This window comes from Hydrogenophaga sp. 70-12 (genome assembly GCF_001897365.1).
Lineage (GTDB): Bacteria > Pseudomonadota > Gammaproteobacteria > Burkholderiales > Burkholderiaceae_C > Hydrogenophaga > Hydrogenophaga borbori.
Genome location: NZ_MKSS01000076.1, coordinates 21,762 through 36,293, shown reverse-complemented (window position 1 = coordinate 36,293; position 14,532 = coordinate 21,762). Strand labels below are relative to the sequence as shown.

3 protein-coding genes are annotated in these 14,532 nt (G+C 62.3%); all 3 read right to left on the bottom strand.

From position 1 onward, the window contains the following. Positions 1–352 precede the first annotated feature (352 nt). Entirely contained in the window at positions 353–5,719 is a 5,367-nt protein-coding gene (locus BGO22_RS04920; protein WP_286849447.1) for a sacsin N-terminal ATP-binding-like domain-containing protein, read from the bottom strand. Positions 5,720–5,999: 280 nt separating this feature from the next. Beyond that, positions 6,000–8,099 carry a UvrD-helicase domain-containing protein gene (locus BGO22_RS04915; protein ID WP_286849446.1) on the bottom strand — a complete coding sequence of 700 codons (2,100 nt, stop codon included), beginning with the start codon at positions 8,097–8,099 and terminating at the stop codon, positions 6,000–6,002. A gap of 4 nt (positions 8,100–8,103) precedes the next feature. Then, positions 8,104–14,520 carry a DEAD/DEAH box helicase gene (locus BGO22_RS04910; RefSeq protein WP_286849445.1) on the bottom strand — a complete coding sequence of 2,139 codons (6,417 nt, stop codon included), beginning with the start codon at positions 14,518–14,520 and terminating at the stop codon, positions 8,104–8,106. Positions 14,521–14,532 lie beyond the last annotated feature (12 nt).

The window sequence follows — 14,532 nt, the reverse complement described above, 5'->3', positions numbered from 1 at the left end:
GCCGCAATTTTAGACGCTTTAGTGGCCTTTAGTGTTTGGATTCGGAGTGCGTCGGCGCTCTTGGGAATCCGTCGGCTCCTGACTGACGAGGAATCTGCGGGAAACGTGGTGCTTGGTGCCTTCGCCGTATCAGTTTTTCACCGCGTCGAAGCGTGACCCGCGACGCATGAAACAACCCCCACCAGGGGCACCAAGGGTCCGGCTGCGCCGGCCCGAGGTGTCGCCCCCCTTCCAGGGGGGAGCGCCGAAGGCGCGCAGGGGGTGTTTCACTTCAGTGGCCATCTGCTTCATCGCATCCGTACTCGCAATTCCTCTCGAGAAGTGATAGCCGGCGGCGGTCTCCGCTAGCACCCTAAACCAGGGTTTCGCGAGAACGGTAGCTGACGCGAGCCTCCGCCTCCTCGATTCGGAACAGGCCCTCGCTCGCCGGGTCATACGGGTTCGGCAGGACCACAGCCCTGGGCGAAGTGCTGAGGACCTCCTTGACGTGCACTATCAGGAACGTCTCCTTGCGGCGCTTTGTCTTGCCTGCGATGTCCATTGCCAGCGCGATTTCCGAAGACCCCAGACTAAAGACGTCACCATCACCCTGCGTCGCTTTGACCTCCACCCGATACTGCCGGCCGTTGACGACAAACCTGAAGTCGCAGCCAAACCCATCCTCTGCCAGGTTTTCCTCATAGACATACCGGCTGTTCTCTGAAATCCAAGCCGACGCCGTCACCGCCTGCTCTCCATAGCGCTGCCGGAGCATACGGAACACGAATATCTCTCCCGCCAGACCGATGGTCTCTTCGACAGACTTCGGCAGTCGACGGGGACGCTTGGCGGCAGTGGGCACTTTGTCCCGAGCCACCGGCGACTTCGCTCGCGGCTTTTCCAGTGATGCTGTTTCCTCCAGGTTGAGCGGCGAGCCCGAAGAAAGTGCTGAGTCTGGGAGTGCGGTCGTCAGAAGGTTCCAGAGGTTCTTCAGGTTGCCTGCTGACGCATCGAACTCCTTGCCGCAAACCTCGATGACATTCTGACGTCTGGCTGCGGCCTCTCGCACGGAGCTCAGCCTGGCTTCAGATTCCTCGAGTTCCTGGTCCGTCACCTGCAGACCTGAACGAAGGTCCTCGAACGAGCTCACACTCGACAATGCGATGGCGAACGCATCGCCGGCAGGAAAGACCGCCGAAAAGGATTCCCTGAGCAACGCGAACACGTGCTCCGGGCTCCACTGCGCAACGAAGGCGCGGGTAGTGAGTTCCCAACTAACGCCTTGTAGCACGCGCTCCACGCAGCTCTCCCATTCAAGCGAGCCCGTAGCACCTTTCAGCAACCACGCGAGCCTGATTCGGTCAAGCTGCTTTGCGGCACTCTGAGCAAGCGCTGCATTCGAACGACCCAGCTCATCAGGGTCAACCTCCAGGTCAACTCCCACCTGCTGCAGGCACGAGGCGAACTCGTCCGCGTCTTGCGTGCGGGCAAGCATGCCGGCCAACCCGGAGTCCGCGAGCCAACCGCCAAACAGACGTCCCAGGACATCAGCAACATCGGAGAACGTGATTCGCCAGCCCGCTTCCTCGAGTGCCTGCGTTTGCGCAAGGGTCGCATACGCGTAACAAAGAGCGGCGTAGGTCCCGCCGGGGTTCTCGTCGGAAGCAATAACATGACGCACGACTCTCTTTGAAATCCAAGCGAGTTCTTCGAGGACGGCACCGAACTGTGAGCGCCACGCCTTGTTCGCTACGCGCGGCAGCTGGAATGAGCTGAGAGTCTCGTTCCATCGTGCAAGCGACGGAAATGAGGCCCAGCGTTCCGCGAGAGCGGCGCCGAACTCGAACATGTCGTTGGTCTCGCGCGCTAGCGAGACAAGCTCTGCGCATTGCAGCGCGTCGAGCCCTCGCTGCTGCATTGCTGTCCGAAGTTGCTCCTCCGACGCTGCGGCCTCAACGTCCGTGACATCCTGATTCGGACCGGCAGCTCGCGCGAGCACTCTTGCGTATCGGACCACATATCCAACATCGCCGCGAAGGTGCTCCACGATGTGGCGGATTTCTTCTTCGCCTATGGTTCCGAGAGGTCGAAGCAGATTGAAGATGTCAGGCTGTTCGTCCGGGAGTTTGCCCAGCGTACTCAACACGAAGCGAATCGAGAGCTGGAGGTCCTCCCGCTCGAGCGCATGTGCGAGCGCAGGGCTCATCTCACCCAGCTGCGTCTTGCACGCGTTGTCGATGAGTAGCGTGCCCGACTCGGCATGCCATAGGCTCGGAACTCGTTTTGAGAGGGGCTCGCGGCCTGGTCTCAATATTGAGAGCTCCAGCCCGGCTACCCAAGCCAGCCTCGCAGAGACGAGAGTCTCTTGTCGCTCGCGAAATGCCGTCGCGTGAACCGGACGCCCTTGGCTGACAAGCACCAGTAGTGGCGTGACGAGCCACGACAGCTCACTATTCGACAGCAACTCGGTCCTTCCCGCAACCCACGGCTCCCCTGCTACGGTCGGGACAACCGACATTTCTGAGGCGAACTGCACCGTTTCCTCATAGTTGTCACGGAACCAGTCGCGAAGTCGCTGGGCGGCTCTCGGTAACATCGCGAGCACAGGAATGCCGAGTTCCTCGAGAACTCCGGCAAGCGTGGCTTGGTCAGGCAGAACGACCGGTTCTTCTTCGCTCGGTCGAACGCGCTGGAGCCCCCCCTCGCGGGTTCTGATAGGAACGTACTTCAACCGTGTCGAGGTTGCACCCGGACGGAACAGTTCCCAGCCGTCGCGCAGCTGACCAAGAAGCACGTTCGCGTCGGCCACGGCATCGGAGCCAATCGAGGCAGTGAGCGCCTCCAGCAGTACCGTGCTTGCCGTCTCTTCGCGACCATTGAACACGTTCATGCCCAATAGGCGCAATTCCTCGACCAGACCAGGGCGCGCCGCCATCAGCGCAGCGGAGGCAGCCGGCACGGCACGAAGGTGCGCGTAGTGTCTGGCCCGGCTCGCTAGCGTGTCGGCGGGAACAAACCACCGTTCGGCCGGGCGATTCCAGGTGAGACGGTCGTCCTCGATTGCCAGCCATGGCCAAGTGCGCAGAAAGACCGACAGTGGGGGCTCGAAGTCAACCCTCCCCGACCACCCGCCCACTTTTGACACAAGGCCAGTATTCCACTTGACCGCTCCCCAGTTTGGCAATGCTCGGAGCACCAACGCCGAGAGCTCCTTGCGCTGCTGCTCGCTGAGCGCCTCATACTCATCAAGACCGGCGAAGGTCCACATCGCCCCAACGCGATACTGGAACGTGCCGGAAAAAGGCAGATGCGCCTTGCCGCTCGCCACGACCACCTCATCCCACAATCGAACCGGGAAGCCGGGGGGCACAGCGGAAGGGAGGTTCAGCACGGATGCGCACTGAAACGAGCTGCTCCAGTCTGCTGGCGAGAGTTCATGCAGATTGAGAAAATCAGATGCCCCACCTTGCAACAGGAGATTCTTGTCCGCGGCCGCCCCTAGGTCGCCAAAGACAGCGTCATCCAAAGGCAGAAGCAGTTTGGCATAGGCGGTTTTTCCAAGTGCCGATGTCAGCGAGCCAAGATAGTGCTCGAGCATGTCGCCGCCTGGGTCCGACCATCCAGCACCGAACATGGTGTCTTTGAGCTTGTACCAGCCGCCGCGGCAGGGCGCCGGCAAGTCACGCAGCAGTTTGAACGTTTCCGGTGCGCCGCGGCCTCGCGCCACGAGGTTGCGCATCAGACGCATCCCCCAGGAAAAGATGTCTCGGCACTGGACAGCATGCGAGCTTCCGTGCGGCACAGGCAGTGGCGGCGTGAGCCTTCTCAGGATGTCCGTGAAGATGGTGTCCACGCGAAACGGCGTGACAAAGCCTTGTCCTCCGAGGTATTCGCGCACGGCGTTCTGCGAGTTGCCTCGCTTCGCGTCGTACAGCTCGATTCGGTCACTTAGGAACGCAACGCTCGTCCTCAGCGTGACCGGCACCTCATTGGTGGCGCCGTCCGTCTCTACGTCCAAAGCATCGGGTGTTCCGTTGCGAGGCAGGAAGAACACCTTGGCGCCACCATCGACTTGGTGCAGCTCACCATCGGCGCCGAGCAGCACTTTGAACTTGGCAAGTTCGCGCTGGCCGTTTGGCAACAGCGTAACCACATCTCGCCAGTATCCATTCCAGTCTGCACCTTCTTGGCGAAGCCCTTCCGCAATCGACGCAGCCAGTTCAGCGACCGCTTTCGTGGGCATCCGGGCAGTGCCCGGGCCAAAGAACTGCTCTTTCAGAAGCACAAACTGCTTCGCCCGAGCGCGGGAGACTTCAGGGTGCAGAAGCGAAACCGGTGAATAGCGTCTTACCAATTCCTCCGTGAAGAACCTGCAAGCCACAAGGTCTGGGACTTGGTATGCACCGCGTAGCGCTGTCCAGCCCCGTTCGGTCAACACAAGTGGTGTCGAGCTCAAATCGACCCCTGCCCGGGAGATGGCCTGTGCCATATGCTCGAACCAGGCCTCACCGGGCCCGTCCTTTGCGAGAGGGCACAGAAGGTCGAGCACTGCGCGGCCTGAATCCGCTGTGGGTACGGCCGTCTGAGCCAGTGCGGCGCTCACGGCGAGGTCCACCGCCATATCCACGAGATGACGGTTGTACGCATTATCGAACGCTATCGACGTGCGGCTCATGTCGCCATAGAAAGGCGCATTCACGTGCACAGCGCTACCAGTCGTCTCGCGCGTGGGCAGATAGATGCTGAAGCGTCCTGCATCGCGCTCACCATCGATGGGTATGGCGATGCTCACCTCCGCGTCATGCATCTCAGGCCATCGCCCTGGCAGCGCCTTCACTGCGGCTCTGACCGGCTCAGGCGCATCAGCAATGCGAACATTCGTACGCCATAGACAGTAGTCGCGTCGGGCGCCGCTGGGTGCCGACAGCGCGACGTGCGTCGCTCCATTGGCGGCTTGAGTAACGGTGCGGTGAAATGTTCGTTGCCCGACTGCACCGTGCTGAATCCTTAGTTCACGCAGGTGCCATAGGAACAGACAGGTGGATGGCTCCAAGGATGCCATCTGCTGCTGCACCTTCTTTGCCGCTTGTGCCGATTTCAGCGGGAGGCGGACCACTGTCGCAAACCCTGCTCGCTCCAGCTCCTGAAGGGCAGCGCTATCTCGACCCTTGACCGCGATGGGAAGAAGATAGGGAGAGAGGTAACCCACCTCTTGCGCCAATCGCTCACGACCCATCGTCGCCACGCGAGTGCGGTATTGGGCGAGCATCTCGGAAGACCAATGCTGAACCAACGGCATGCCAGACGTTTTCCAGATTGGAACGTCTTCGCCAAAGGCAAGGTCGGTCATCGGTTCGACCAATGACGCGACAGTTGAGGGTCGAAAGGCAAAGCAGTAGCCGTCCAAGAACGGGCTAGCGGCGCTTCGGCGCGAGTAGATTTCCGGGGAGTCCGTCACCTCCAGAACGCTCCGAAAGCCGATTCCCTTGTTTCCAATACTCTTTTGCGGGTCCTTGTCGCTTTGTCCAAGCGCCGAAATTCTCTCGAAATTCGACAGACTGAAGGGCTCCCCGTCGTTGGCGACAAGCAGGGTGCCATGTTCAGAGTCGCCTTGTTCCAGCCGAATATGGATTCTTCCGCCTCCCAGTCCCTCACCCAAGGCGTCGTGGGCGTTCTGAATGAGTTCAATGAGAAAGCGACCGTGATACTGATGCTCAACCTGCTCGGTCAGGTTGTGCATGCTTCGGTAGTTGGAGACTCCTTCGGCGACCTCGGTCAGAAACACCCTAACCTTCGAGCAAAGGTGCTCGGTAATGTGGTCGAGGGCTGCCGGTGTTCCCCCTGCTGAGTTAGCGACTTCAAGCACTGCCCTCTCCTCCAGCCCGTTCTTACGAGCGTTCTCCGCCCAGTCATTGAACGGCTTCTTTGACCATTGTTCGCACCCACGGGCGATTCTCCTGGTCCATCTTTCATCTGCTTTGCATCAATGAACCGCTGCATGCGACTCGTTTACCAAGGCTCTATTTAATGCGAATCAAGGCTGCCGCTCGCTTCGCTCGGGTCAGCGCCACATACATGAGTCTGCGCTGGCCACTGCTTTCGTCGGGCGGGCCAAAGAACGCATCAGGCGCAACCACAGCGACTGCGTCGAACTCCAACCCCTTTGCTCGGTGCATGGTGGAGAAATGCACTGCACCTTGAGCATCAGGATGATTGGTCGCTGCCGTCACAGTTACACAAGTAAGTCCGGCAGCCTGTACATGGCTAGCAAGGGTATTGCGCGCTTTCTCGCTGGCGGCAATGACGCAAACAGACGGCGAACCGCTTTCGCCAACTTCGCCAAGAAACGTTTGTACGAACTGGAGAACTTGTCCGCAAGCCCCTTCCATTCCATGTGCGATGAATACGCTTGGAGCTGGCCCATGCGAAAGGGACTTGTACCGCTTAACTTCGTCCAGACCGTCGTCAAGGTCATCGACCTCGCAACCTTCGAGCAAGGCCACCGCCTGCCGCCGAATCTCATCGGTCGTCCGGTAGTTCAGGTAGAGCTTGCGCGAACGCCCACGGATGTCGATACCGCATTTGCTCATCGCAGCCCGGTGCCGGCTGTAAATCCGTTGATGGCCGTCGCCAACGAAAAACAGGTCGTTCGTCCCTGAAGGAGCCATGGCTCGAAGGAGCTTGAGCGCCTGGGGTCCGAAATCCTGCGTCTCATCGACGACGATGGCGCTGTACTCCCCGTCTCCCGGTCGAGCCCCCAGCATCGTTGCAACCTCTCGGTAGGCATCGTCCACTTCCTTCAGCTTGCGCGAGGCAAGCTGGCCTCTGTATTCCTCGAACACCGGCCAGACAGCATCCCGCTTAGAACGGCTGAGCACACCAGCGCGCCCGATGCGTCGGGCGACCCGATATTCGTCGAGCGTCGTGATGCCCTGCGCCAGGATGACTTGCTCGAGTTCCTGCTCATAGAAGCTGTCAGGAAGGTCCAGCTTGGTGTCCCGAGCAGCCATGGCGGCTTGCCACGCTTGGGCTGCGCCTTCCTGCTTGCGGTCATAGACGATGCGATGCTCGAGCTTCTGGGCGCGCATGAACCCATGCACCCAAGCATCCAAGTTTCTGACCTCCAGCTTGGCGAGCGTGCTGGCACCGCACAAGGTCTTCAGGTTCTGCTCGATATCGGTGGCGAGGTTGCGCGTGAACGTGGTGAAGAGCACCTTCTTGCCGGCCGGAGTCCGGTTCTCTGCCAGCCACTTGGCTCGATGCATGGCCAGCACGGTCTTGCCCGTGCCCGCACCACCCAGCACGCGCACCGCCCCACTGCGGTCGCCAGTCGCCAGCTTATGCTGCGTAGGGTGCAGGAAAACCCGCCACTGCGCCAACGGAGCGTTCATGATGGCCATCATCGCCTCGTCATTGTCGACAATGACAAAGCGCGACTGTGACTCCGGCGTCGTGAGCGCCGCGGCGAAGTCGGCCGTGTCGACCACTTTGTCCACGCGCGTTTCGCGCGCTGCCAGCACCTGGCTGACCGTGTCGCCCGCGGCGACCAGGAACAAACCCTCGTAGGCCTCCACGGGCAGTTTTGCCTGCATAGCGTCGAGTTGCTCGTCCGATGCAATCGTTCTTACCGTAGCGAGCAACTCCTCAGGCACGCCCAAGCTCAGGAGTTCGCGGTCACCCAGCGACGCAAAAAACGGCTTGGCGGAGGTCTGGTCGCCTGCGGCTGTGTCCTCGGCGAAGGAAGACCGTTGAGCAACTGGAACTTCCAGGGTCACGCTTTCGAACACCACGAGCTGCATAGCGCCCGTCACCGGATTGATGGCGAGCTTGCGGTTCTCGGCCCAGCGGTAGGCCGCATCATGGTGGTCGACGTACAGCAACACGTAGACGTCACCGCTGCTGGGCTTGAAGACGATGCCACGCCAGTCTCTGTCGAGTCGAACGGACTTCAGATTCGAGTCACGCGCACCATTGATGTTTTCGTAGTTGATACCTGGGCTCATGGGGTCCGACTGGAACTGGATGGCCCACTTCATCACTTTCGACTGCACGCTGACCGGCAGTTTCGCAAGCTGCAGCAGAAAGTCCTGCGACAGTGCCACCTTGGGTTTCAGACTCATGCGACTACTCCTCTTTCTTCTCAAGCCTCAGGCCCAGTCGCTCCGCGATGAGCACATGCCATGGCGTGTCCTGAATGGATGCACCCGAATCATCAAGCAGCTCCACGCTCCAGTCTGCAGCCTTCCACGCATCGGCCAGGTCCTCCTGGTCAGCACGCAGCACGGCCAGCTTCGCGGCCGTCCACGTGAGCTCGGCGTCGGCCAGCACCAGCCCCTTCTCGTTGGCGAGTTCCATTCCCACCTCCGGTAGTGGCGCACCAGCGCTCGCCAAAGCCTTCAGGCCCTCGACGAGGGCGCCCACGCACTGGTCCACCACTTGTTGCCACGCTCCAGTCAGGGCGGCATGCGCATCAGGCTTGGCCGGTTCGACGGATGCACTGCCCAGCGCAGCCAGCAGCTCGTAGTCATGTCCGTCCAACCCAGAGGCCGTGACCAGCAGAGTGCCTGGCAGAAATTGAGCTGTGTTTGACAGTTGAAGCCAGCGACGCCACCCTTGGTGCAGCGCCTCGTCATCGGGCGCATCAGTCTCGTCGAGTACGACAGCTCCCGGCGCCGTCCAAGCTCCGCCCGCAGGAAGCCCTTGCACCAATGCGAGTGGCCACCCACCCACATAGTTGACGGGGCCGTTGGGGCGGGACATCGCCGGGGCAAACCGTGGTCCCGGTTCTCGGATGAAGAGCGGGAGCCGGGGCAGCCATTGCGCTCGCTGTGCGTCGCACTTGGCCTTGTCCTCCTGCGTAGAGGGGACCATCAGGAACGCAGCCCAAGCAGCATTGCGCTGCATGGCCTCCACCGCAGAGTCTTCTCCGACACCTTCGGCGCTGGTCGCAAGCCACTGAAGCAACCTGGCCACAGCGTGCAGCGTAAAGGCCTTCTCCTGCGCCCGTGGCGCCGCCGGTGGGGCCTTTGACCCGTCATGGCGCGACATCGCCGCCAGCGGAGACTCCAGGTCGGTCTCCAGACTACCGTTCAGGGCCGCCGCAACGTCCTGATGCGTCACAGACCAGACCCAGTATCCGCCGCTTGCCAGGATGGCGCTGCGCTTCAGGGCGTCCTGTCGTAAAGAGTCCTTGTGATAGGCCCAGCCGTCACAGAAGACGGCGACTGGCCGCCGCTTCGAGCCACTGGCCCAGGGCCAAACCACGAAGTCGGGCTGGCTAGGCACCTGGACACCCACGTCGCCGTTCAGCACGGCCTGTGGTTCGATGCGGTAGCGCTGGCCCCCTACCTCGAGAACGTAGCCCGACTTGCCGTTCACGACGTCCTGAATCAACTTGACGGTCGGCAGGCCGCCAACCCCGCTGAGCTTCTTCAGGCTCTCGATGAAGCGCGCCTCGAGCACCGAGTCGAAGTTCGGGTTGATGTAGATGTCCGAGATGGTCCTCACACGCTCCAGCGAGCCCAGCGAGCCGACCAGCTCGGAGAGCACGGCTTTCGCGTTGTCGCGTGACACCAGCTCCATGCTGCGGCCCAAGCGGTATTGGTACAGGCAGCGGTAGCAGCCGTCCTTTTCCGGGTCGTCGTTGCATGAACACGAGGTTAGCCCGTCAAGTGCAAGGCGCAGGACGTCGCCAAGCGTCTTGGCGTCCTGCGTCAGCAGCTGATGCAGGTAGCCGGTACCACCGGGCACCGAGTCGTACAGCATCACATAGTGCTTCCGCGGCCCGCCGTCCTTGCCGGGCCCGTCCTGCAATACCATGCGCAGATGGTCGACCTTGCCGCCGAAGCGGCGCTTCAGGCCCAGTTGCACGGCGGCCATGAACGATTGCACCACGTGCTCGTCGACGCCGGTCTTCGTGTAGGGCACCAGGATACGCAGTGCCTCCGACTCAAACTCACGGTAGAGATACAGGCAGTCCAATAGGTTGGCCGGGTCGTCGCTCCCATGCTTCGGGCAGTCGAAGCTATGGTTCTGCTCGGCAGCCTGAGCGCCGCGACGCGGCGGCTTTTGCACCTTGCCGCAGTGCTTGCACAGGCGGAATCCGGGTCGTTGAGCCTCTTTGTCGGCCACCTTGAAGGCGTCACCAGGCTTGGCCAGCTCGCCGAAGTTGACGTCGCGAAAGGTCACGCGCGAGATGAACTCGAAGCCAAAGGGCGTGCCGCCCGTGGGAACCTGCCAGGCCTCGCGGATAGCCGAAGGTTGGAAGTCCGCCATCAGTTGGCGAACGTAGTATTTCGGCTCGCGGTCTTCCGAGCTGTCATCGATGCGAACGTCGGAGTCGTTGCTGTTGGCAATTGCCTGACGGAACCGCAACAGCGTGTGCTTCTGCCCGCCGTCGGACCACATGGGGTCTCCGCAGTTCGGACAGGTTGTGTGCACGTCCGGCTCGACGACCAGGTTCTGCATGTGGTGGCAGCTGGGGCAGAAGCGCCAGTCCTCGGTCTTGGCCAGATTCATGTTTATCTGGTCGACCTCTACCCGCCGCTGGTTGGCGTAGAAGCGGTTCTCCGGCGCGAACTCCGACAATGCCGACTGCGCCGGTCGCTCGTACTTCTGCGTGGCCAGCGACACGTACGCGCCCTGGCCGGGTTCGTCGGCGCCGCGCTTGCGCCACAGCACCGATTTCAGCTGGATGCCCGATTCCGGGAACGCGTAGTTCGGTATCAGCCCGGCGTCGGTCAGCGTGTTCAACAGGTCGCGGCCGTTGATTTCTTTGATGAGCTCGAGCATCTTGTCGCGCTCGCGCAGCAGGCTGTCGATTTCGTGCTGGGTCGCTTCGTCCTGGGGCTTCTGCTGGGCCTTGCTCTTGGCCTTGTCGAGTTCGTCCTTGCGCTTCTTGTAGGTTCGCCGCTCTTCGACCAACTCCTCCAGCGCCTTCATCAGCCGCGTGCGCAAGCCGTCGGACTCGCCCTGCCCCTGCATGAAGTCCCACAAGCGCCCGCGGACGACATCGTCCACATCCTTGCCGAGCAGAGCCATGAAGCCATCGAACAGCCGCTGCTCGTGTTTCAGCACGTGGTCACAGTAGATGTAGGGGAAACGGTCGAGCTTGGTCTGCTCCATCGCGTCGAGCGCCTGCGAAGTCTTCTCGGGCAAGGCCGTGGCGGTGGGCAGGCTCGAGACCCAGTCGTCCATGCAGAACGCAAACAATTGGCGCCGCAACACCTCCGCCGCCTGCAGGAAGACGCCGGGCGGCGCCACCTCGCCCGCAATCATCTCCTCGGTCTCGGCGAAGAAGTACAGGTCGTGCGGGCTGTTGCCGTCAGCCAGCGTGGTTGTCATTGCATTGCCGTCACGCCGACCGGCACGACCCACGCGTTGCAGGAAGCTGGCCTGGTTCGGTGGCACAGAGCACAACAGAACAGACGACAGGTCGCCGATGTCCACACCCATCTCGAGCGTGGGCGTGGCGGACAGCAGGTTCTCGTACCAAGGCCTGGGCTTTTTGTCCTTGAAGCGCTGCTCCAGCGCCTCGCGCTCCTGGCGCTCCAGTAGACCCGTGTGCTCAGCGGCAATCACTCGACGCAGGTCACCCTCACTGAACCGGTGCGCCCACCAATCCGCGGCTTGGGGGATGAGTTGCTCGTACTGTGACTCGACGGCGTCGAGGCACGGCATGCCCAAGAGGAATTCGGCGTCCTGCCGTGGCACCGCCAGGCGCCGCTTGCTGCCCGTAGTGGCTATGAACGCCACTTCGGTGTCGAGCTGCAGCGCCTCCGGATTGATGGCCAGCGTGTCGCCCTGGTGATGCGATGTCTTCAGCAAGATGCCCTCGGCCAACAGAGCGTCGAACGCTGCGCGATAGAGGTCGGGCGCCATACCCGTGGTCAACAGCATCTGCGGGTTCAGCGCCGCGGCAGCCCAGCGGTCGTACCAAGTCGGCCGACTGGTGCCGCTTAGCCTGTCGAAGTCACGCTGCTTGCCCAACGTCAGCAAAACTGGCCGCGGGCCGTAGTCGCCCATCTTGGGCATCCACTCCGCGCGACCAGCACCCTTGGATAGCATCCACACGTTGCCATCGCCTGCGTAGAGCGTCATCTCGGGGTGCATCACCCCACCGCGTCGGCGCATGTGCAGCAGAGTGCCCCACAGCCACTGCGTCAACAAAGGAAGCTCCACCCCCTGGGCCCCGAACTGCTCGCGGAACACGGGCAACAGCTGCGTAGCCACCTCCTGCACACGCTGCCAGGGCACACTCAACGTCGCCTTGCCAACACGCTCCAGCGTACGCCCGCGTTGGCTCTGGTACGTGAGGTCGCTGAACAGCTGCCACAACAGGCGTTTCCTCACCTTTCCTGGCAACCGCGTGCTGGTGGGTAGCTGACCGTTTTTCAGCATTTCGACCGACCAATCGTGCTGCCAAGTCATGTTGGGCGCCAGGAACTCCGCCACCAGCGTCTCGGGTGGCATGTGCAGCACCGAGCCCGCTTCGTCGAAGCGCTTCTCCGCCAGGGCCAGGAACTGGGCCCACGGCATGCTGCCCACCTGCAGTTCGTCCAACACATGGGCCCAGGCCGTGCGCACGTTGTTCAGCCAAGTGCGGGCACCGAAGAACCCAGCCCGGTGCGCCGAGTCCTGCACGGAGTCCGAGAAGGCAATTAGTTTCTTGTCATCGTTGAACACGCTGGCCCAGCTCGCCTCGACGATTTGCGAGCCCAGCGTGGCGTTGCGTGCGCCAAGCAGCAGCAGTTCGTCGCGCGCTCCGCAACTTGGGCAGGCGTCATCGTGACGCGTGTATTGGGCTGTCCCCACCACCTGTGTGCGCTGGGCCGTCACCCGAAAGATGGGCAGCAGCTCTTGGTGCCCACAGGCAAGGCAAGCCCCGTCGCCCGGTTGAACGTTGCCGCAGGCCACACACACATGCTGCTGGACACCATCGACGTGCGGACGCCCGACACTTCGGTCGGCATAGAGCCGTGCAGCCTCGGGCCGACGCGAGAACCACGTGTTGTATATCTCGTCGAGCTGCGTCGACAGCTTGTTGCTGCCCGGTACCAGACGCGACAACCACCCCGTGGTGCGGCACTGACTGCACTGAACCATCGGGAGATAGACGCCGTCGCGCCCACCCGGCAGGTCACGCTCGCTGCGCAGGCGCACGTCGTGCGGGTCCACAGCCAGCTTGCCCACCATTCGCCGCAACTCACGCACCCAGAGCTGTACCCGCAGCGTCACGAGCGACTGCAGGCCGTCCCGGAGTGCCCAGGCCACCAACACCATAAGGGCGTCCAACACGCGTGCCACCTGCGCGCGGGTGGCCGTGGGCATGTTGCGGGCGAACGCGTCCTCCAGCGCGGCATAGCCCACCACGCCGCCCTTCATCAGCCGCAGCAGGTTCACGAAGAGCTGGTGATGCTTCAGCTGCTGGCCCAAGGCCTGGCGCCAAGCGTTGCTCGCGACCTCGGCCTCATCCGCAGGCTGAGGCAGCGCGGGGAACAAGGCACGGAACCAGGCCAGCACGGCCGCTTGCGGAGAGCTGTACTGCGGAGGTGACAGCACAGCGTCCAGTTCCGGCCGCCAGATGAACATGTGGTCCACGGTCGCTTCGCCGAGAAAGGCGTCGACGGACAAGCGGTTTTCGGTGACGACGGATTCCGCCGCAAACGCGGTGCCGAACACCTGCCGCGCGTACTCACGGAGCGGTGCGGCGTCGGAGTTTCCCCCCAACGTCGCCGACGTACCTGCACAGATGAGGTGGTCCTGCTCAATCTTCAGGCGGGCCCTCAGGCGCCGCAGCAGTAGGGCCAGGTCGGTGCCCTGGGCACCATCGAAAGTGTGCAGTTCGTCGACCACGAGGTAGCGCAGCGTGGTCGGCGTGTTGTGCTCCCAGAGCTTGCGGTCCTTGGGCCGCAACATCAGGTAGTCCAACATCTTGTAGTTGGTGAGCAAGATGTCGGGCGGGTGCTTGCGCAGCGTATCGCGGTCGGTGATGACTCCATTGGGTGTCATCACCATGCCCTCGCCCGGTTTACCCGCGACACCGCCCACGTAAAGGCCAACTCGCAGCCCGGCAAAGGCCGGCACCTGCGCCACCAGACTCGCAATCCGCCGTGCCTGGTCCGTTGCCAGCGCGTTCATCGGGTAGATAACCAGCGCCTTGACGCCGGCCCTCCCCGCGGCCCGCTCGCGCGCGCAGTGGTCCATCACCGGGAATAGAAAACACTCGGTCTTGCCGCTGCCGGTACCGGTGGCCACCAAGGTGCTAGCCGCCTGATGCTGGCTGGACAGTCGGCGCCACGCTTGTTCTTGGTGGTCGTAGCCCGGATGCTCGGTCTCGAAGGTGCCGAAGAACTTGCGGCCTGATGAGCCCTGCACGAAAGGCAGCCCAAGTTGAACGTAGGGCCCCTTGAGCCAGGATGCTTCGTCCTCGGCGAAGCGGCTCATCAGGCCGTGCATGAAGGCGTCAGTCGGCTCGAAGCCGGAGACGAGGAACTGCTTGAGTCCATTCTGAATGTCCCGAGCAAGAAGAGAAGGCAGCATTGCGGTTCCGTT